Below are 22038 nucleotides of genomic sequence, written 5' to 3'. Positions count from 1 at the left end.
GAAGCACACATCATTACAAGGCTACAACGACTTTACTTTATTTAATAATAAACATAAAAGCGATAATAATATGAGTGAAATGACTATCAGTAATCAGGAACAAGTTTCTAATAAAAATTTCTTGCCTAAGGATAATGAAAAAGAACTTATTAAAAAAATCCAGAAGTATATACGCAACAGTCATCACTTGATTAGATTGACTTTTACGATGTTGGACAAGTCCACAATAGATGCTTCAAAGCCAATATGTAAGATGTTGTATGATAACAATATTTTTAATTATGACACGGCAGTTGATGGTGATAAAAATTATAAGGATGTTATCGTTCTCAATAATGATGGTCATGATTTAGTCAAGACAAGTTTTTATAGACCTAAAGCAAAGCCTCATAAAAAGGGAGACCCTAGATTCTGGCCTCGGGGTTTTAAAAAAAGTGTAGAGCAGGATACGCTAATCTATATAACAACCTTTGAAAACACTGCTGTAATCATTCCTCTTACTCAATCTGTTTGTACAGATTCTTATTTAGAAAGCGTATTCGGCCCTATTGCAAGTAATGTGGATATTGTCCAAGAACTTGTAAATAAAATAAAAGTGTTTAGTGGAAGGTGGGAAAAAAGTTGTAGTCCAAGTAAGAAATCTCCGAAGGATGTTGGAGATACGTTGGAGCTTTTGCTTGGACTAGATATTAATAACCGGGGGGGCGCAGACTACAAAAATATTGTTGAACTAAAGGCGAAAAGAAGCGGAAGTAAAACTGCCGACACTTTGTTTTCCCAAGTGCCTGATTGGGATTTAAGCCCTATAAAGTCTGTGCGGGATATGATGCTGACATATGGATATCCAAGTAAACATGAAAAACGACAGGGATATAAAGATCTTTTTGTTACGGTTTCCAATACACCTAATCCACAGGGGCTATTCCTTGAGGTTGATCATGATGCCGAGCAAGTTGTTCAATATCATGTGGTTGATAGCAAAAAAGAAATTACAGCTATTTGGTTGTTTGAAAAGCTACAAGCAAGATTAATTGAAAAACACCCGAATACTGCTTGGGTTATTGCTGATGAAATGTTGATTGATGGAGAATATCACTTTAACTATAACAAACTAGAATTAACTAGGAACCCAATATTCACACAATTCCTTTCTCTTATAGAACAAGGAATAGTTCGTTATGATTGGCGTGGTGGTCATGAAATAGATGGAAAGGGCAGAGCTGATAAAGGACATGCGTTTAGGTTGAGGTCTCCAAAGTTTCGAGATGAGCTGTTTGGTGAGAGTGAGAATGTCCCGTTGATCTGTAGTGCCTAAGCTTTACTGTATACACCCAATGCTTAATGATTGCTCTTGTTAATTAGCTGCTATGACCGTTTAAGTGATCCCCTATCATATCCCCACTGTGGGGATATGATAGGGAGACAAAGGTGATAGGCTGTTGGATATAGGGTTTGCCTGTCGGTAATAACTGTTAATAAAACCTATAAATTAACCACGTAATATATTGGATATATACATATTATTTCCCTATTCGGTCTGTAGTTATTTTATAATAACTGTGAGATACAATTCCCTAGCTTTAAGCCTAGTAATGGCGGAACAGCATTACCAACTTGTGTGTATTGCGGTACCTCAAATTTACGATAATGCCCTCCGGTAGTAACTTTAGATCTGAACACAAAGTTATCTGGGAATGATTGTATTCGTGCCATTTCTCGGACTGTTAGAACTCTAAGCTCATGCTCATCATAATGGCAAGCATCATCAGGTATAGATAGAGCTGCAGGAGCAGGTGCGTTTGCCACTAAGGCTTTTTGTGTTTGCTTCTTAGTCGGGTGTGCGCGGAGGTACTGAATAAAATCTTGCTTTGAAGTAAAAGCTCGTAGCTGATGATCTATCTGCAAGTACTTATATTCACGACATGCTGCCCATGCGTCATCGTCCAGTTCAGTAGCATCACCTTTTAGCACTGAAAAAATAGATTTAGTGACCCAACGTTCATTAATAGTCTGAATTACTTGGTATAATCGAAAGCGGCGCTGTACCACTTCACCATTATTTCTGTATTCATGGTTTGGCCATTTAGACCCTTTTGGTGATTTTAACCACTTAGGTAAATGCTTGAAAGTTGCGTTTAGTGAAGTTATAAAGCCAGAAGGCTTTGAAGGGTGTTTTTGCTTTAAATCATCCAGTGCTTCACGAACGGTAACCATCTCACCATTAACTAATCCTGCTAGAAATGAGCTTTCAAATAAACTACGGTGGATCGGTTTAGTTGCATCGAAGTAATCTAAATGGCCGAATGGTAACTCACTGCCTGATTGTTGAACCAATTGATAAAACTCTAATGATGGCGAGAATAGCTGGGTATTGGCATCGTCAATTTCAAAGTTATCTGCGATCATTTCATAATGATCAAATCTAATAGCAATCATAATGAAACGAGGTCTATTCTGAGCTATTCCTGCTAACCGGGCATTTATATGTAGGCATAATGGCACGTAACCGATAGAAGCAAATACCTTAGCTACTTCATACCAAGCATGAAAGCTGTTGCCTTCATCATCATTAAAAGCTCTTAGAATTCCTGTTACATTCTCAAGCATCGCAATTTTAGGCTGTGTATGCTTAACAAACTTGGCAAACTCCCATGGAAGTGTATTTTTATCACAATCCTGTTTACGAAGACCTGCCATGCTGAAACTTTGACAAGGTGGGCCACCAGATACCAAATCTAAACCACCTTTAGAGCCAAAAGCGGTTCTGAGTTGCTTAGTTAATTCTTCGTTGGAATCTAGTAGGCGATTGAGTTCGACAATGCTACCAATTACCAGCTTGCCTTTAAGGTCTGATATATTTTTAGGGATATCACTTGTTCCGGCTTCATCGAATGCTGGAAAGGTAAATGGGTTCTCTCGTAAACGAGGCTTAAGTTCAGCATGATTGCTGTTTAGCCAAAGTGTCTTCTTAGCATGCTTGCCGTCTTCGCCTAATGTTTTAAGATTTTCTTTAAAAAAATTATAGGCAAATGACTCTGCGGCCATAGGGGAAAGTTCGTTAGCCATAGTCAGCTCAAAGCCGCTTTGTTCTAGGCCTAGAGAAAGGCCGCCACATCCTGAAAAGAGTTCTATATGGTTCAATTTTAACCTACCTAGTATCTATAATAGTGCCATAGTACTGAACAACATTGCGATTGTCCAGGTGTTTCACGCTTGCAGCAGAATTAATGTTGTGATGCTTGATTAACTGCTCAAATTGCGGCCACACAATACAAATATGCCCCTCAATATTTAGCTATATTCAGGGCAAATTAAAAACTGAGTTTCGAAATGGTACAACTAGTTAGTTTGCATATATATCTAGTGGCATGGAGTGCCTCTTACTTTCAAGGAACTATCAATTATGCGAAGAGTTTTTAGTGTTAGAGGTTATTAGCCTTGAGAGCAAAGTATTTAATGATATGAACTCTTCTGATGAATATATTTTCTCGCTATCTTCATCATGATAAACCTCTGGCGATTCATCTGTACCGCTGTTAACGGCTGTCATCACAACATACCTATCTTGTTCACTGTCTTCTCTCTGCTTAGGATCTTCATAATCAACCCAAAGAACCATAAAGCCAGTTGGAGTTTTCAAGTAAAAGCTTGGTGATACATCATTGTGCCAACTTTTGTCTACTAACCAAGGGTACTGGGTTAAGTCGAAGCCAAGCTCAAATTGTTGGCCAAACTCTTGTTTGTATAGATCCATTGTTGTTCCTTAGCTAGGCGTTAGATTACACGCCTAGAATACCAATTTTATTGAAGTTATCTAGATCATCTGACAGGTAACCGTTACTCCGGCGTAACTTCAACTTGATAAGCTTTAATCCCAAGGCTATAGGCAAGAAAGTTTTGCTCCCATATTGGGTGTATTTCACTTGCTTGTTCTATTGGTTGAATGCCCAAGGCGTTTTGAAAAATACCGCTATCAAAATCAAAGTCTAGCTCTTTGGTCAGTTCAGCCATGTAACCAATACCGACATAGCTAAAGTCGGTGATGTAGCAGATCCGCCACTGCTCGCCATGCTCCGCATTCGTTTCTTTCTCTAACCTTACCTCCACCGGATGGAAACCTCCGCGTTCGGCTGTGTAGTTTGGATCTCTGAAGTTAACGGTAATGGCTGAGGCTGCTTGATGGTTACTGATTAGCTCAGCTAGGTGCATGGCGAACATTGGCGAAATAGGTAAGCAAAGGTCTTGGTGTTTTATTTTGATAGTCATTGTGACGTCCGTTAGTTAGGCAAGTGAAAGCTTGGCCTGACTCATATCAGGCTCAAGCTTTGAACATTAGGGATTAAGGGGAGGGGCTGTTTGCTTATTGGTTTTTACTGTTATTTTTCTCCTTTGCAGCGCCCGGCTTTTTACCTTTCGTGAGCAAAGGGTCTAGTTCGCCAGCGACCACGGCTTGGATAATTGTCTCAATTGTTGTCACTAACGCATCTTCTTCACCTACCTCAATGGCATGCATCCCTTTTTGTAGTTCCAGTGGCCTGTTGCTACTACGAACTTCTAGGTAGTAGCGGTTGTTACGCTTGTAGAACCAAGGGCTAACTTTCTTCGGTACTTTTACTTTTTCCTTCTCGCCTGTCTCTTCATTTTTTACCCATTTCTCGCGGTAGAAGGTATGCACTTCTTGTTCGATAAGAGCCGTGGCCAATATCTTTTGTTGACCTAATTTGGTGAGGAGTTTTTCTCTACGCTGGACGAGCGGGTTACTGCTACCGTCTTCAGGGCGAGCGGTGACCTTGAGTGAGCTCAATAATGATGTTGGCATGATGATTACCTTTAATTGTAGGTGTACGAATAGGTGCCTAGCCCTATTCAGGGTTAGGCATAATGGTATTGAATCGGGTGCTACTTACTTTGTGCGTTAGTACTTGAAGCCGATGGTTCTGTTGCTGGGTTTACTATTGTTCTCGGTGGTTAGGATTGCTAAGCACTCCTCTGTTGTAAGTTTTACGTCTTGAAGTTTTTGGCGACGCTTTAAGATTGAAAAATCACCGGGGGTCAACAGTTTAAGTGAGTCTAGCGAGTGTAGTGTTTGAGTCGAAAGCGTATGGCTAGCTGTAACGTTTTGGAAGAGTTCCTGAGCTTGTTTTTCTGCTAGATAATCAAATGACAACTTGAAATCAAATCGACGCATCACAGCTCTGTCTAGACGTTCTGAGTAATTCGTAGCAGCAAAGAATGGCTGATTGAAACACTCCATCTGAGTTAGCAGTTCATTCACTTGCTGTATCTCCCAGCTTGCGTCTAAGCCGCCACGGTCTAGGAGTAAACTGTCTACCTCATCAAAGAATAAGATGCAGTTGTTATCTTTGGCCTCTTGAAAAATTCGAGCGATATTTTTCTCACTTTCGCCTACGTACTTGCCGAGTACGTCTGAGCACCTAATCGTTACTAGCTCGCGGTTACAGGTGCTAGCCAAGTACTCAACGACCGCTGTTTTTCCTGTGCCTGGAGGGCCCAGCAGCAGAGTGCGGATATCACATGTTTTACCTAAGGTTTGTTCTAGCTGGGTAATTGATTGGTTGCCCCCTTTGATGTTGAGGTACTCGGTAGAGAAGGGTAACTGTGGCTTATAACCCTGAGTGTGAGTGTTATGGCCGCAAGCCGTTAAGCTACTTTTTATCATTGTTTCAATATTATGCTCGGCAGCCTTACCTGTCAGCATGGTGTTGTGAGTCACGAAAGCCGCGTTAGTAATGTGAGCTGGTGTTAGTTCTGGTTGCGTAGCCAGTTGGCGTTTAAATACCTTGGATACCCTTAGCCCCTTGAAGCTGTTGTCCATCAAGCTTTCCATAACGCGGTTGTCAGGAATAGTGACATTGAGAACGTAGGTGAAGCGGCGTATGCAGCTATGAGGAATAACATCTATGTGGTTGGTGATCCAAAGGGTTGGTATCGTGTTTTGTTCCATCAGCTCATGCAACATATCCTTGCCGTAACCTCGGTGAGAAAGGCTTTGCTCAAAGATATCTTCACACTCATCAATGAGCAGTAAGGTCTTTTCATCAGCGGAGACCAACCGTTGCACCAGCGTGAGGTATTGCAGCCTTAGGTTAGAGCTGAAGGCTTGCTTCTTGAACCTAGCACGTTCTTCTGGCACTTCATCGCCTATGGGTTTAATGGCGAAAAGGTGCGAGTGTGTTTTACCAGCCAGTACTTTGGCTAGTTCGGTCTTTCCTGTGCCGGGCAAACCGTAGAGAAGGATGTTAATCCCCTGCATGGACTGGTTGATACTGTTGTCCAAGAACTGCAGCAAGGTGTCACACTCAAGGTGGCTAAAGTGGCGTAACTTCAGTTCTGATTTAGGTTTGGATTGTATGAACGGTTTAATAAGATTGATGTACTCATCCACCTTGTTACCGAGCAGTAAGCTAGTGATAGCCTGCGGTAGGTTCATGAAATCAATGAGGCTACTATCGAAGAACTGGTCAAACAGCCCAGTAGACACCAGCACCTTTAGGACTTCAACCAGCTTAACCTCTGATATATCTAACGTGTAGGCGAACATAGCATTGGCGTAATTGTCCTCCGGTAATATCTTGTTGATGAGGTCAAATAGGCCACGGTTAACATTCATCACCGCAATAAATTTCACTACCTTCCAACCGTCACTTGGCAAGCCTAACCCTTGGGAAAGTAACTTGCAGTTGTGGTCTAGGTTAATGGTATTTTCCTGAAGACATTGTTGTTTGAGGTGCTGCTTTAGATTGTTGAGATTGTTGCCTGCGCCTAACCTGATACCTTTGCCGCACACTACTTTTATCATGCGGCTGTTGAGTTCCTGAAGGTCAGTATCATCGACATAACCAGAGGCGAGGGCGCTATAGGCATAGGCGGTTGCACTGCTTTGGTGGGACTGTATTTGTGATACTTCTAATATCAAATTATCTTCGGCCAACGGTGTATGAAGCCTAGTCATCTTCACCTCCGGCTTGCGGATCATTAAGTTGATAGTTCAGTTGGTCTATCGCCTCTCTCATTACGGATTCATCGCGCTTATCATAAATCTGAGTGGTGGTAACATTGGCGTGACCTGCAAGTTTACTGGCGGTGCTTAAATCGACTTTCTGGTTGAGTAGTTCGGTAATGAACGTGCGGCGTAAATCGTGTGGTGAAATATCGATGCCTGTGTTGGCTAAGGTACGTGCTTTTACTATCTGGTATAGGGCTGCACTACTAAGGCCGCGGTCATGTTTTATTACATTGTTCCAGATGGGATTAAACAGGTCACCCTGTTGATGCGTCCTAACCCTTAGCCAGTTGTCGATATAGGTTAACGCCCAGATTGGGATGGGTTGCTTGCGTGGTTTTTTACCCTTGCCGGACTTAACGGTGAGTGTGTGCTTATCAAGGTTAATATCACTGACTGTTAGGTTGGCTAACTCAAAGCGTCTCAAGCCAGTACTTAGGAACAGCGCCAAGATACAACAGTCGCGTTTACCTATGTACCGTTTATCCAAATAGCAGGTGGTAATTAATTGGCTAACACTGTCGGATGATAACGCCTTACCTCGGCTGCTTGGGTTGATGGGGAGGTGCTTAATCGCCTGCACTTGACGCCATTGCATATCTTCGACCACTCCCATCAGGAAGCCTGTCTTGACGATAGCCTTAAGTGCGAACAGTACTAAGTTAATCGTCCGAGGTGATTTCCCATCATCCAACTTATGGCGTTTCACGTATTCAATTTGAGCGTAATTCAACGTGTGAAACGGCTGTGAATCTACTTCACCTTTCCACTTAAGCAGCTTGCGTACGGTGTTTAATTGACAGCGCAATGGTCTACGCCCACTGGGCGCAAGGCGTGACAAAAACAACGCCGTTGGAGTTTGATTATTCATAAGGGGAGCCTAGATAGAACACGAAGAGCTTCGTGCTGATAACACTATTATATCAAGTTGTTGAGAGCGGTTTTAGTGGTGCTTTTGGACGGTTAGTTTTCGTGAAGTAAAATTGTTAAACCAGTTGTTCTAGTGTGTAAATGATTGTTCAGCGAGTGGAAAATGGTAAAGTCTCTACAAGCTCAATTTTAGGGCTGATTTATTCATGTTCAAAGCATTAGGGAAAATGTGGAGATGAGTCAGTTTCAGGCTGTAAAAATGACATATGCACTGAACAACGAAGGAAACTTTGTTTCAGTTGAAGATGTTGAAAATGGTTTAGGTTGTGAATGTGTTTGTATAGATTGCCACGGTCGACTATCCGCAAAGCAGGGCAAGGTCAAACAATGGCATTTTGCACACCACCAAGAATCAGATAAGAAGAATTGCCAATGGAGTGGCGAAAGTGAGATACACCTCAGAGTTAAGAAGTACTTGGACCGACATAGAAAACTCACGGTCCCAATAGGCTTCTCCAACCCTACCTCTCTCACTATTAATTTTGATGATGTTAAGCTCGAAAAAAGTTTAAGGCCAACAAAGCGCATACCAGATGTAACGGGGTATTGTGATGGAGAACGAATTCTAATTGAAGTAAAAGTCACCCATGAGGTGGATAGGCTGAAAGCCTCAGAATATAAGGCTGCGAATGCTTCGGTCATCGAGATAGATTTTAGTGATTTTACTTTATTTGAAGACGTCATTTCTGATAAGCATATTGAGAGTCACCTCAAAAGAACTTGTCTGCTTTGGATCTCTGTGGCACCTGCTGGTGCTATAGCTCAGTTATTTCAAGGACATGAGCGAGCAATCACTAAGAAATTAATAGATAAAAATAAACAGCTTCAACGAGAGCAAGACCAGCTTGATAGGGAGATTAAACATAGAACTGAGTATGTAGATTCTTTTGAGCATCTGTATTCAGATTACAAGAAGAGGGTTAAGGCTGTAACGGATGAACTGGTTGAAGTGTCAACTCAAGTAGATAAATTCAGATCGGAACAGCAAGCTAATATAGAAGCTGCCCGCTCTTCCTTCTCAAGTACTATGGACCAACTTGAAGATCAGCACTTAAGGCAACTTGATGAACAAAATGAAGCGAAATTTGATCGACTTGAACAGGATTTTATTCAAGACTTATACGAGAAGCATAAATCTCTGTTGAGTAAGATACATGAAGCAGAATATAAGCTAGATAGTAAGTTAGAAACGTTGGCTTCGGTTGAGGAGCAATTAGGGGATCTCGATGAAAAATCTGCAGAGTTGCTGCAGTTAGAATCTAAGCTTCATAGCAAAGCTGTATCTTTAAAAGAAAGAGACCAAGCATGGTTGTTAGCCTCTAGCGCCAATGCTTCAATAAGAAGACACTTTAGTAGAATTGAACCTGATCTTAGATTGATATGTAAGAAAGGAGGTATACCTTGGCCATTCAAAGATTGCCTCTTAGATGAACTAAGCCAAATACTTGATACCCCAACTTCACGGTAACGTACACTAACCGGAAATGGGCTGTATTTGTCCTCGCTACGGTGAAAACTGTTATATTTGAGCTCTTCAGTATCACTACACACGACGAGAAAACAGGCCTCCAAAGGCTGCTTAAAACACACCCTAGAGTATGAATTAAGCTGTTAGTTAGAGGGATTTATTGCAAGTCATTGATTGAGCACACAAGTAGTTAACGCTGAAATTAACTATCTTGGCAAGATTTAATCGACTGTATAATCTCCTTTCTAGATGGCTTCAAATTCCCCTTAGCTATTTGGTGCGTATTCAGGGTTGGCTTCATTATGACTTGTTGAAGTTGTTGAGCCAGCAGGTAACATTTCAAATTCATTTCATCGGCATTGATTGGAATTTTGAATTGAGGATCATTGAGCATTTTTTCTAACTGCTTAGTTTCTCGTTTCCCTAAATGGTCCCAGACTGCATCAGACTTAAAGCGTGCAAGCTTAGCTGCTAACTTCTCTGGTAAGTGCTTGAACACCTTTGGGGAGTATATGTATAGGCGTTCAAAGTTAGCGCTAACTTTATCCAGAGCAGTAACGAGTAAGCCACCATTCCCATTTTTACTAGGGAGCAAGCGCCGCTCAATCTTGCATAGTGCGACAAAGCACGCAGCCTCTTCAAGCGTAATAATTCCTTCATAGATCAACTTAAGTACTGGATCATAAGAAATAAAGTGTGAGTTGTTAGCGTGGTCTCCAGAGTAGCCTGAGCTAGCCATTGATTTACTCGAATCTTTTGGACATATGGCAAAGTGTTCGACCGAGTGATGAGTGTCTTTCAGCATTAAAAAAGGAAATGGAAGGCCATAAAACTTCGCTTCAAAATCTATTCTGGTTATGTATGCCCCGTTAGTAGTTCCTTTTGTTTTTGAGTCATCATGAAAAACCGCTTTATCGTACGCTGCTTTGGATAAGCTTCTAAGCCAGCTAAGGAATATTTTAAGGTTGTTAATGCCGAGTGATGATAGACGGAATGATATTCTAGATGAGCGAATGGTTTCGCTACTTTTGTGCTTTCCATTGCAGCTACTTGAACTGTCATCCACAGGCATATAATGGAAGCGTATTTCTCCTCCAGTACTAAAACGATATATCCAATGGTATTGATAAAGGTGGCCAAGTTCTCCTCCCGATTTATGGAAGATCTTTAGAAATGCTTCCCCATTTGCCCCCTCCATTACCAGACTCTTTAATTCAGTATGTTTTCCATTAAGCTTCTTGGAGCTCTGCTCGCCCATTTGATCCCATACCTTTTGACTTAACTCTAAGGTAAAGGCGCAATCATCAATACTAACTTCTAGGTGCTGAGAAGGATCTCCAAGTAAGGTGCTGAGTAACTTGTGAGAGTGTCTAATGTATTCATCATTCTGTACAAAACTAGATATGCTTTCATCACTTAGTTCTGTGAACTTTCCTGATGAGTGATAAAAATTGGTGTACTTGCTAGATAATTCTAGAAGTAGTTCTTTGTCCCCTAAATCAGGTAGTTCGGAAAGTGGCATCAAAAAATAGGGATACTTATTACTAGTAGATCTTAATTGATACATAGCCTTGCTAAGCTTAGTAGCAGAGGTAATAGGCTTAGTGACAGTGCTATTAGAAGAACAGGTTCGAGTTTTCATCTGTAATTACCTTAATAGTGGCTAAAGTACTCAAATGCGAAGCTAGAGCAGGTACTTCCATACATGTTCAGGCTACGTTATGGCTAATGAGTACAAAAATACTTGTTTGCTCAGCTGTAACACAAAGGTGTCTCTGTGTTTAATATCACCACGCACTTCACTTGGTGGTGTACATGTGTAAAGAACCACGCACAACAGAAGTGCGTGTAGTGCGTGTTGTTTCTCAAAATATTGATGATTACTTTTCAGTGTGTTCCTGAAAAACTTTCGGGTTTATCAGCCAAGCTTCTGAATTAGTTTTAGATGTTAGTTTTTTGATCCACTTTTTTTCCCACAAATAATGCAGCGCCTCAGAAGCTATAACCTTGTCGCGACCGATTCCTGCCCACTCTCTGTTGGTTATGTCATTTGTCGTAAAGCGTTTTGCACGAAAAAAATGTAGCTTTTCGCTAATTGTGGCAGCATTGACTTGAGTGCTACGTGTTTCCTTTCCGAAAATGAATTGAGCATGTGATCGTAAATAAGCGATAAATTTTATGGCAGCTTCTAGCGAGGGGGTATAGACGGCGTCAAAAGGTTCATGTTGATGATCATCTTCATAGTTGGAAAAAATTTCAAATAAAACAGCCAGCTTTGGTAGTAATGCATCATATTTTTTTAGTTGACTAACTAGCACAGCATTGCCTGATAATGTTTCTAATTCTGCGATATTTTCATTATGTTCAGAAAGCCATTTGTCGTATGTTTTTTGTGCCTTTTTGCTGAATGAAACTACCTTGTCGCGCATAGGTAGTTCTGGTTTGAAGCCAAAGTTAAAGTCATCGAGTTTAGTTATGAATTCTTGAAATATTTTTTCTAACGATTCATCCATTTTGCATGGCATCGCTGTACTACAATGTTCGTTAGGTACATATACAAAAAGTTGAAAACGGTTAAACCACCCATCATTGTCCACCCCTTTGCTTACTAACGGCTTCAAGATTGGATTTAGTTTATCTGGTTGGGATGTTCCCAAAATTGAAATAGTTCGATCATGTGTTTTGCTGTATTTACCCGTTTTAGTATCTCTATCGAAAATCCCAAAAGAATCGAACAATTGTAGTAAGAGCCCTTTTAATTCTTCATTACCAGTTTGGTTTACTTTCTTAACCAAAGAGTAAATTTCGTCTAGATAGAGCAGGAAACCATTTGGGTGCTGTTGAACCATTTGTATAAAGGCTGCATGCGTGAATGTTGAGGCGGACAAGCGCCTTAGTGTAGGAGCTTCTGGCTCGTCCTTCATCTTGCTTAATATGTGATTAACTTTAAAATCCAGCTGATTGTATTCATCTGAATCAGCGGGTAATGAAGTCATCTCGGATAAAAGCTTATTAGCTTCTTTATTTATTGCGCTATTCATCAATTTTGTTTTTATTTGAGCAGACTTATTTATAACTATCTCTTTCTCATGGGCTACATTGGCCATCGCTGTAAGTGGGCTTAAAAAGTCTAAAATATATCGCATTGGCGGTGATTTCTTACCTCCAGAGTCCATTACAACTAAACCCCATAGGTTGATTGCCAAGAGGAAATTGCTATTTTTCGTTGGAGCGATATGCAGCTTATGATGTATCAGTGAGGCAACCATTACTAGAATTGGAATGACGATATTGTCGATAGCGCAACCAATAGAATTTGAAGCATTGGTTGAAAACTCTTTTAGCATTTCAGGGAGAGAGTCGATAGGTAGAGGTAGTCTATTTGTAGAGCTATTTTTGATTTCGGCGGGATTTAGGTTCACATCTAAACAAAGTGAATCTGCAAATTTTGAAGCACTCATAATTTCAGAGGAAGATTGAATAATTGTGACCTCAAATACTTTATCTCCAATGTAACGCTTGCTACCAATAACTGGGATAGTGAAACCACAGATTGAAGATACTTTATCGTTAGTTTTTGAGAGAGCTTCAGCAAGAAGCTGGGCATCCGCTTTAGAACAATTATTCAGTAGGTGATAAATCAAGAATAATTCTTCATTCATTTGCAAAACTAAGGTCGCTTTTACTGGAGCTGTTATTAGGAAGTCATCAAGTTCCGCTTTGGTTCCATCATAGCTTATAGTCACGGGCCATCGCTGACAGTCCTCTAAATTATCCACGTCTAGATAGTGGTGTAGGTTTTGGTTTTCATTGTTGCGTTTCATAATTCTACGCTTCATGTGAGAAGACTCAACGATCGCTTTTTTAGTTGCTATGTTAAAGCAGTGAATCTCTTTTGTATCCACTGGTATATGATGGTAGGATTTAACTCCGCGGTGTTCGTATGATATTGTTTCTAAACTCATAACTCTCTCCATTTCATTGTTATCTCTTCTTGTTTGTTGTGCTAATTATGTCAGTTCTGTATATTTCAAATAGGAGATAAAAACGATCTGTTTTTGTTTTTTATAAGTCGGATATTGATAATTAAATCAAGGTGTTAGTGGTTTTTTTTGAAGGGTGATTTTTAATTTTGTGTTTTCTCGTGGTAAAGTATCTATAACACGTTGTATTTTAAAGGTTATTTTCAATGATTAATCGACTGCAGTCGATTAGCTGGAGAAGGGATGGAGCGTGATATGGTAATAGAGTTGAATCCAACTACTGATAAAAGAAAATTATTTCAATTGATTAGTCGTGATAATTATGGAAACCCATTTGAGGACTTTAGTCCTAAAATGGTTAGTCGAACAGATAATGATTATTTCCATATAAATCTAGTTTCAAATCCGTTCTTGACGCTAGTTGATATCGGAATCGCTTGTTATCTTCACTTGATACTTTGGGAGACAACAAAACTGCTGGGAGGGGCTTTTTTTTGGACTGCAAAGTCAGAGCAGCCTAAAGCTAAAGTTGATTTTGAATATATTAAGCATGGTGCTTCTTATGATTGTAAAGCGCCTTTTAAAAATCTGCGAGAGGAATTGAAGAAGCATCATATAATCATGACAAACGAGTCGATGATAAAATCTCTGAGAAAGCTCCATAGTTGTGGTTACATCACGGTAACAACGAAGCATGGCAAGGGTGTTAGTGGAGATGACAGTAAATCAAGAAGTGAGTTTCGACATATAGATATCAACAATTTATTTGTGAATAGAAAGATGCAGACGCATTGGAAAAGCAAATCCGATATTAAATCTTTAAATGAGTTGGATTGGTAAAGTGCTGGACTACAAACTTCACTGTAATCGTTATTACCGTGGCATCATGAGGCTGTGTCCTAACCTTTGTGAGCAGAGCAGCCTTTAATTTTTTCAGACAGGCTATCGATTTCACTAGGTGTCATTGGGGTTTTGTATAGTTCGTTTACCAACCATAGCCCACTCTGAACAATCTTACTTTTAGGTGAGCAGTTTCCTAGCCAATCGGAGGAGGGTTTACACTCCTCGCACCACGATAGTGTTGAAATGAGTTTTGACTCTATATTTAGCCTCTCCTCTTTACTTGCTATTGGAAATGTTGAAAAAGTAAAATTCTCTCTTATATAGAGACTCACTTGGTGTTCAATGGCTTTTTGGTAGTTGAAGTCAATCAAAGGGCCGTACTCGTCTTTTGCCTTCCTTGTAGTAAGATCAAGTTCCCAATGCTTTAGGAAGGTATCATTGCTTTTGCTGAGGAGAGCTCTACCGATATTTTTTCTAAATATGCTTCTATCTTTATTTTCTTGATTGAAGTGCTGTTTCAGTCTAGATTGCAGTTGGTTATCGCCAGTATGAGTACCAACCCGCACAACTCTATCGGCTTGGTGAGATTTCTCGCCTCTTTGAAATAAAAAGTAAACTCCATTACGGGGAATGTTGTCACTATCACATGGGAAGCAATATCTTTCTAGGTTGTTTGCTATACGGTGAAGCACTTCACATTCACAACTCATGCTATTAGGCCTTTTAGTTTTTGAAGCTGCTCACCGATACGAAGCCCTTGAAGGGGAATATCGGCATGTGGTGTGTGTGGAATCAAATGCTTCCTGTATTTCTCTCCAGCTAAAAAAGTGAAATGGCATGCATCCATTTTATACCTGTTTGAGAGTTGCTGTAATACTCCACCTGCCCATGTTTTTATGTCATTTGAACTCATTGTATTAAGTGTTAACTCATAAGGTTCAACTTCTTTGCTTAACGGTAGGAGGCCATACTTAGCTGACAGAATAAAAATATTATCAGGTCTTAGCTGTTCAGCATATCGGAGGTTTAGTTTGAAAAGAGTGCTAATGTAGAGATCTCTTGCTGTAGTTCTATATTCGACCTTTTTGCTCACACATGAAATCAAGACTATTTTTTTCATTGGGATGACCTCTAATCTGTAGTGCGTTAAGCAAGACCTTTGGCTGGAAAAGATGGTGAACCATCAATTTTAGTTGAAAGTGGTCTTATCACAAGCACTGAGGTACAGGATTAGTCATGTATTGGCGCCAACTTAATGGTAATGACAATTATCATGGTTTTGGAGCTGTGTATTAAGGCCTTTAATCTGGTGACCAATATATTTAGTCTGAAAAAGATCTAAACATTTTTTGTAGTTAGAAGCGTTAGACGGTAGCAATCCCAGCTGCTCCAACAAAGATTGCTTAAAGGCAGTAAGGGGGGCGTAATTGCAAAACCCGCTTCCCCCCTATTTTTCAAATGTAAATGTATGATAGAGTTGAAAAACATCCCTAGGAAAGCTAGGGGAAATAACCGAATTTTTTTAGCTGATGGATTTATTATGGATAAATTTGATACTCAATTTATAACTAACGCTGGTATGAAAGATATATTGGGTCGCGGGCTTATCAATGATGACAGTATTGCAATTATTGAACTTGTTAAAAATGCAAAAGATGCAGGTTCTCCATCTGTAAATATTTCTTTTCAAACTAAAGTTCAAGAAGTTACAAGTGGCTCTGACGAGAGTCTAGGTTCTGAAAGAAAAGTTACTAAAGAAATTATTTCTGAATTAATTATTAGTGATTACGGAAAAGGAATGTCTGAGAGTGATATTAATACTAAGTGGCTTAATATCGCGTATTCAGAAAAAAAAGGCACCAATAAAGGTTATGCTGGCAATAAAGGGGTAGGTAGGTTTAGCTGTGACAGGTTAGGTAAATATCTATTGCTTTATACGAAATCGAAAGATGGTAACTTTATTAAACTTCCTATCGATTGGTCATTATTTGAAGGTAAGAGTATAGATGATGAGATTTCAACAATTAGACTTAAGGGAGAAAGACTAGACAAGTCTACTTTTATAGAAGAGTTAGGAGTAGAAGATTTTGATACTGGAACCGTACTTAAAATTCAAAACTTAAGAAATAATTGGTCAAGTAAAAAATTAAAAAAATTATTGAGTGAGTTGGAAAAATTTTCCCCTTCATTAGATAGTGATTTCGAAGTATATATTAAATCTAACAAAGTTTACGATGAAGCTGATGCTCTCCCTAAAGCTAATGGCGGCAAAGTAAATAACAGTATTCTTGATAAGCTTAACTTAAAAACGACACGTATACTTTCTGTTATTGACGATGAAGGGAAGTATATATCGACAAAATTATTTTTCCAAGATGAAGTCATTTATTCATACAAAGCCGAAAATTTGTATAAAAACCTTAAAGGAGTTAGGGCGGACGTTCATTACCTTGATACTGTTTCTAAGGCTTACTTTAAAAGAAAAACAGGTGTAAGTTCGGTGGATTATGGTTCTGTTTTTTTGTTCTACAATGGTTTTAGAATATCTCCATATGGTAATCCAAAAAATGATTGGTTGGCTCTGGATCAAAGAAAGTCTCAAGGTAGCAGCCGTAACTTAGGTACTAGAGAGATTTTCGGTAGAATTGATATTTCAGATAAAGAAGAACTATTTTCAGTAATCACAAGTAGAGAGGGGCTTTCTCACAATGAAGCTTACCTTGATTTAGTTACATCTGATGAGTACGAAAAGACCACTTTAACTAGTGGTAAAGAAGCCTATGGCTTTGTAATACTTATTTTGAGACAGTTGGAAAACTTTGTTGTAGGCGGGTTGAATTGGAATAGGTTGATAGATTCCTTAGGGCTTAAAAAGGTAGTAACTTTAGATGATGTTAAAAGAGACCCTGATAGATACAAATCTAGTTCTTTAGATAGCCAGAATGTTAAAGATGTACTTGAAAAACTATTGAAATCAAATTTCAAAGTAGTTGAGCATGAATTTAATCAGACCGCTATTGAGAATATAAAAAGGACAAATCAGGGAAAGCTTGATAATTATAAGAAAGACTTTATTAAGAAAACTGAGAATAAGACACTATCTGATTTATCGCCGAGCGAGAAAGGCATAGTAAAGAAAATTTTAGATAGTGAGTCCGCGGCTAAAGAGGCTGCAATTGAAGAAAGAGATTTCGCTGAGCGAAAAGTAGAGCTTGCACGAGAAGATTTATTTATAGAAAGAGAGAAAAACCAATATCTACTTGAAAGTCGTAAGCACCTTAGTCCAGATGCAGAGGGGTTGATACACACTATAAAGTTTACAAATTCAAAAATTAAAACAATATCTTCAAACTTAATAGAAGATGTCATGGAAGACAATATAGAGAAAGATCAACTAATTATTGAGTTATCAAAAATATTAGCAAATTCAGAAAAAGCATTAAAGATGACGCAGCTAGCTACAAAGGCTGAGTTTGATAGTAATTCTGATGTTCAAGATATTAATATTCCACGCTTTATCGAGGAGTACTTAAACGATCAAACAGATGATTACACATGTAGGATGCTAGTAGAGTATGGCGCCTTTCATGACACAGTTATAAAAAGAATTGATTTGCTTGGTCTTACTGTCGTATTAGATAACCTAATGTCTAACTCTGATAAATGGGGAGCTTCAAAGATAAATGTAAGCTTCGAATCTACACTAAATAATAGGTTGAGGGTTATATTTTCAGATGATGGTGTTGGTGTGTCAGAACGCTTTGTTAATAATCCTGATTCATTATTTGAGCTGGGAACTAGAGATACACCAATAAATATTGGTTCAGGTGGCTCAGGAATCGGACTTTATCATGTAAGACAAAGCTTGGAGCAAATGAAGGCTAATATCTCATTTGTAGGTAATAATAAAGTGCTTAAAGGTGCATCATTTCAGTTGGAATTTAAATAATGAAGAATACATTTAAAGTTTTATTTATTGACGACAATGATGTTTCTGATGAAATTAGTTCTATTAACAGAACTTTAAAACGACACGGTAAACGTATTGATCCCGTAGTCGTAGATGTAAGTTCAGATGACTTTTTTAAAGAAAATGTTAAAGATGGAAAGCAATATTTGAGTGAGCCTGTAATAATTGAATACATAAAAAATCAAGGTTATATGGACTATGAGTTTGATATTGTTGCCTGTGATTTTAATTTTTCTGATGATTACTTGAATGGGTATCAATTGCTAGTGAAGTTAATCAATCATGCCAAACAGGATAAGAATAATATTAGAAAGGCAAGAATTCTATTCTATACTGGTGAGGTCTCTTCACTGACTAAGGTTGCGGTGTCTGATATTCAAAGGCTTTTATCATTAAAAGTTGATGCGATAGTTGACCGACCTAAACTTATAGAAACAATAGTTAGGATGAGCAACTCTATTGGAAATGAATTTGATTTTGAAAGAATGTTTTTAGACCAATTAGACCGTCATAGCGATAAGTTGTTTTATAACACATACCCTCAGTTTCATGGTAAGACTATAGATTATATTCGTAATGAAGTAGATAAAGAAACTGATACAGGTAAGAAATTTGTTAGCTCTCTTGTCGAGCAAACTGTGGCACATATGATTGATTTGCAGGATGTGTAGGATGCTATATTTCATTCATCCTTTAGATGACAGTACAAAATTTTTAGGTGATATTTATAACCGCACAATTGAGGCTATAGGTTGTGATTTGGTTACTGTCTATACGTTTGAGAATGAAAGCCCTGAAGATGTTCTTAAGATTATAAGTTCACTACCATCTGGGGCAAATATATATTTCTTAGGGCATGGTAGGGCTGACAGGTTATATGGAATAATGTCTGAATCGAATGAGCCATTTGTTTCTCCTGAGGGGATGCGAATATTTAATGACAAAAATCTATTTACCCTTGCATGTAATTCTACGAAGTTATTAAGTTCTTCTTTTCAATATTCTAGAATTAAACATTCTATAGGTTTTGGCTATCTCCCTACTAGTGATGAAGAAGTTAAAGCTATACGGAATATGAAAAACAAGCCCGTTAGCGACGCTGATCTTGAGGAGTTTAAGCGTGTTATTGTAAAGTGTGTCAGTGATAGTGTGATATTTACATATAAGAAAGGCAGAGGGTTCTATTATTTGTCATCACAAATAAGGTTGATGCTTTATAAAGAAATGAACGAATCTGTACTTAAAAATAAAAATAGCTCTGTAGCTAATTTGATATATCAAGTGTGCTATCAAATGAGTTACTTTTCAAATTGATGTTACGGTAGATTTTATAGGTTTTCACTCATGTTTATTCTAAATGAAAAGGTTTAATATTCGTTTGATTAGAATTTATCACTATTTGATAAATTGTTTGGTTCAGTTAGGGAACTTTTTCATCTTTAAATTGATTCTGATTTCTTAGTATATTTTGTGTATCTAAATAATTATAATTGTATCATGACTAATACTCGTTCGCTTATCTGTCACTTATCATAATGCTCTTAGTTGACCGCGATTTAGTGGCGTTAGCCTAAGTACCCTATTGAGCCAGTTTTGTGCCTGCCGTGAAGTGGTTGTAACTTATGGTTATCATTGAAGCTGAGCCAGTTTAAGTCATAAAATGTACGGTTTACCAATGGCTTGCCAACTTAGTGATAATAACTATTATCGTGAAGTTGGGTTGGACATTCCAAGTTACTAGATCTTCATTGCTTCAATTAAATCAGTTTTACTTCTGGACTGTCTTAGCATGCTTACAGTAACCTTGTGATATAAGCTTGTTTTTATTGGTTTAATCTTAACGGATATGAGGGGTTAATATTAATATGCAGTTGTCGTCATACCTACCGCTGAAACCTTTTAAGGACAAGTCTGACCTACTACAGGTGAATTGTGGACTACATAGTTATGATGCTGAGCTAGTTGTTGCAAAATTCTATGGTGCTCTAACTTTTGCTGATTTAGCAAGGATGTTAATAAATAAAGTCCCTATTACACAAAATGAAGATTTCAATTTGATGGCTAATGAGCTAAAAATACAAAAAAACAAGACGTTATTAGTTTCAAATTCGATTGATTTTGTTACTTTTGAACCTACTGTAACAGGTTTAAATAAGTCGATTTTAGATGCAACTCATCCGGTTAGGAATTTCTTTCGAATTGAAGGGTTTCATGATTATGACTCTCAAGCTCAAGGACAAGAGCATAAAGTAATGAAAACAGCTTTATTTATTGGAAGTGAGGGCTGCCAAGACACCTTAATTAGTTTGTATCGACCAGTTACAAAGCAAGGAGATCCAAGAATGTGGTTTCGCGGTCTTGGAAAGTTTGCAAAAGCAGGCGATCAAGTTGCATTGATATTTGCTGGTGAACAGTTAGTACTGGTAAATTTAAGTACTCTTTTATTGGCTGAGAATGGTAATGAGTTAACTAACTTACAAGAACTTTTACCTCAAGATGAAAGTGTGTCAAACGAACTTTTTAATAAGCTTAGAGATATTGCTAAAAGTGGATTAATAAAAGCCACACTTAAAGGATCAACAGCAATCGGGATGGCAATTGAGGATGCTCTAGGTATCCCTCCCAATAGTAGCAAATTGCCTGACTATAAAGGTATTGAACTTAAATCCGGGAGGGGGGGAGGAAGTAGAACTACCTTATTTGCTCAGGTCGCGGATTGGAAAATTAGCCGCTTAAAAAGTAGTGCCGAAATTTTAGATACCTTTGGTTATCAAAGGGGAGAAGATTTTAAACTCTATTGTACAATTTCAGCAAAAAAGCCTAACAGCCAAGGATTACAATTTATTTATGATGAGAAGAATGATTGCTTAATAGAATTTCAGAATGAGTTTGGTGACGTGGCTTATTGGCCTGCAGACATATTGCGTAGTCGGCTACTAGAAAAGCACAAAGAAACATTTTGGATTGATGCTGAAAGCATTGAAATAGATGGGCATGAGTACTTTAAACTTAAATCCGTTACTCACACTAAAAATCCAATGGTTAATCAGCTTATGCCATTAATAGCTGAGGGTACGATAACTATGGATCATCTTATCAAACGTAAAGGTGGTAATAAGCCAAAAATTAGTGAGAAGGGACCTTTGTTTAAAATGAACAAGAAAGACCTTTCTCTCTTATTTCCTAAGCCGGTGAAGCATTGTTTAGAAAGTAACTAGAAGGAGAATTTTATGGATACTAAAAGTTATAATCGGAATTTGCAACATCCTAAGGATCGTACAATTACAAGAGTTAGGATTTCTCCTAAATTACGTGAAAAAGCCATAGCACGGGCAAGACTGCAAAGTGAAAAGGAAAATTCAGGGTTGGGTGACGAAGCCGATTTAAAAGGTTGTCTAGGCGAAGTGGTGACCGAATACTGGATGGACAATAATAACATTTCCTATACAGAAAAGTTACATAGTAGGGAGTATGATTATGTACTGAATAACTCGGGCTGTACAGTTGATGTTAAAACAAAAGATCGAAACTTTAAACCTCAGAGAGGATATGACTGTACAGTACCTTTTTATAATCACAGATACCAAAAACCAGATTTCTTTCTATTTGTAAGCTTATTGACGTTTGATAATAGTAATGATCTGAGAGGTCTAGAAAAATTTGAATTTGCATTTATAGTTGGATCTGCGACTTATGGCGATTTAGAGAAAGTAGGTATTGCTTATCTTCGAGATGAACAAGATTGGTCGAACGGAACAGTGATGTGGACATCAGCTTTAAATATACTGATGTATCAGTTGATATCTGTTACAGACACTAT

The 22038-nt window shown here is 38.4% G+C and carries 18 protein-coding genes; 8 read left to right on the top strand and 10 right to left on the bottom strand.

The genetic code is table 11. The features are described from left to right. Positions 1-70: 70 nt before the first annotated feature. On the top strand, positions 71-1315 hold the full coding sequence (locus K5R16_RS16265; protein ID WP_220738597.1) for an MvaI/BcnI family restriction endonuclease: 1245 nt from the start codon (positions 71-73) through the stop codon (positions 1313-1315). A gap of 233 nt (positions 1316-1548) precedes the next feature. Here the strand turns inward: K5R16_RS16265 and K5R16_RS16260 are convergent, their stop codons facing one another. The 6 genes from K5R16_RS16260 to K5R16_RS16235 form a co-directional block, all read right to left on the bottom strand. Next, on the bottom strand, positions 1549-3141 hold the full coding sequence (locus K5R16_RS16260) for a DNA cytosine methyltransferase (protein ID WP_220738595.1): 1593 nt from the start codon (positions 3139-3141) through the stop codon (positions 1549-1551). A 256-nt stretch (positions 3142-3397) separates the two neighbouring features. Continuing rightward, entirely contained in the window at positions 3398-3754 is a 357-nt protein-coding gene (locus tag K5R16_RS16255) for a hypothetical protein (protein WP_220738593.1), read from the bottom strand. Between the two features lie 83 nt (positions 3755-3837). Then, positions 3838-4266, bottom strand: coding sequence for a DUF2787 family protein (locus K5R16_RS16250; protein ID WP_220738591.1), 429 nt, complete (start codon positions 4264-4266; stop codon positions 3838-3840). A 94-nt stretch (positions 4267-4360) separates the two neighbouring features. Next, on the bottom strand, positions 4361-4819 hold the full coding sequence (locus tag K5R16_RS16245) for a DUF6641 family protein (protein WP_220738589.1): 459 nt from the start codon (positions 4817-4819) through the stop codon (positions 4361-4363). A 96-nt stretch (positions 4820-4915) separates the two neighbouring features. Beyond that, entirely contained in the window at positions 4916-6973 is a 2058-nt protein-coding gene (locus K5R16_RS16240) for an AAA family ATPase (RefSeq protein ID WP_220738587.1), read from the bottom strand. Continuing rightward, complete coding sequence (locus tag K5R16_RS16235; RefSeq protein ID WP_220738585.1) at positions 6966-7895, bottom strand: site-specific integrase; 930 nt, start codon at positions 7893-7895, stop codon at positions 6966-6968. The genes K5R16_RS16240 and K5R16_RS16235 overlap by 8 nt, the downstream gene beginning before the upstream one ends. A gap of 234 nt (positions 7896-8129) precedes the next feature. Between K5R16_RS16235 and K5R16_RS16230 the strand changes: the two genes are divergently transcribed. Beyond that, complete coding sequence (locus tag K5R16_RS16230) at positions 8130-9422, top strand: competence protein CoiA family protein (RefSeq protein WP_220738583.1); 1293 nt, start codon at positions 8130-8132, stop codon at positions 9420-9422. A gap of 202 nt (positions 9423-9624) precedes the next feature. Here K5R16_RS16230 and K5R16_RS16225 read toward each other — a convergent pair whose 3' ends face one another. Together K5R16_RS16225 and K5R16_RS16220 are read right to left on the bottom strand one after the other, a co-directional pair. Beyond that, positions 9625-11064, bottom strand: a complete 1440-nt coding sequence (locus K5R16_RS16225; protein WP_220738582.1) for a hypothetical protein — start codon at positions 11062-11064, stop codon at positions 9625-9627. 238 nt (positions 11065-11302) lie between these two features. Then, entirely contained in the window at positions 11303-13387 is a 2085-nt protein-coding gene (locus K5R16_RS16220; protein WP_220738581.1) for a DUF3987 domain-containing protein, read from the bottom strand. Positions 13388-13648: 261 nt separating this feature from the next. Between K5R16_RS16220 and K5R16_RS16215 the strand changes: the two genes are divergently transcribed. Next, positions 13649-14245: a hypothetical protein gene (locus K5R16_RS16215; RefSeq protein ID WP_220738580.1), complete on the top strand. Its 597-nt coding sequence runs from the start codon at positions 13649-13651 to the stop codon at positions 14243-14245. A 59-nt stretch (positions 14246-14304) separates the two neighbouring features. On the opposite strand, the gene K5R16_RS16210 is transcribed toward K5R16_RS16215, so the two are convergent. Further along, entirely contained in the window at positions 14305-14958 is a 654-nt protein-coding gene (locus tag K5R16_RS16210) for a hypothetical protein (protein WP_220738579.1), read from the bottom strand. Next, on the bottom strand, positions 14955-15368 hold the full coding sequence (locus K5R16_RS16205) for a DUF6884 domain-containing protein (RefSeq protein WP_259649908.1): 414 nt from the start codon (positions 15366-15368) through the stop codon (positions 14955-14957). The genes K5R16_RS16210 and K5R16_RS16205 overlap by 4 nt, the downstream gene beginning before the upstream one ends. 420 nt (positions 15369-15788) lie before the next feature. Between K5R16_RS16205 and K5R16_RS16200 the strand changes: the two genes are divergently transcribed. The 5 genes from K5R16_RS16200 to K5R16_RS16180 form a co-directional block, all read left to right on the top strand. Next, the gene (locus K5R16_RS16200) at positions 15789-18197 is read left to right on the top strand and encodes an ATP-binding protein (RefSeq protein WP_220738578.1); all 2409 of its coding nucleotides are present in this window, start codon (positions 15789-15791) and stop codon (positions 18195-18197) included. Next, positions 18197-18889, top strand: coding sequence for a hypothetical protein (locus tag K5R16_RS16195; RefSeq protein ID WP_220738577.1), 693 nt, complete (start codon positions 18197-18199; stop codon positions 18887-18889). Before K5R16_RS16200 ends, K5R16_RS16195 begins: the two co-directional genes overlap by 1 nt. A gap of 1 nt (position 18890) precedes the next feature. Further along, positions 18891-19532, top strand: a complete 642-nt coding sequence (locus K5R16_RS16190) for a hypothetical protein (RefSeq protein WP_220738576.1) — start codon at positions 18891-18893, stop codon at positions 19530-19532. 551 nt (positions 19533-20083) lie between these two features. Continuing rightward, positions 20084-21436 carry an MvaI/BcnI family restriction endonuclease gene (locus K5R16_RS16185; RefSeq protein WP_220738575.1) on the top strand — a complete coding sequence of 451 codons (1353 nt, stop codon included), beginning with the start codon at positions 20084-20086 and terminating at the stop codon, positions 21434-21436. A gap of 12 nt (positions 21437-21448) precedes the next feature. Next, positions 21449-22038, top strand: a 590-nt coding sequence (locus K5R16_RS16180) for a hypothetical protein (protein WP_220738574.1), incomplete at its 3' end; no start/stop codon positions are given.

It is taken from the genome of Shewanella sp. c952, assembly GCF_019654975.1.
In the GTDB taxonomy this organism is placed as follows: domain Bacteria; phylum Pseudomonadota; class Gammaproteobacteria; order Enterobacterales; family Shewanellaceae; genus Shewanella.
The sequence above is the reverse complement of the archived record's forward strand: the minus strand, read 5'-3'. Positions and strand labels throughout refer to the sequence as shown.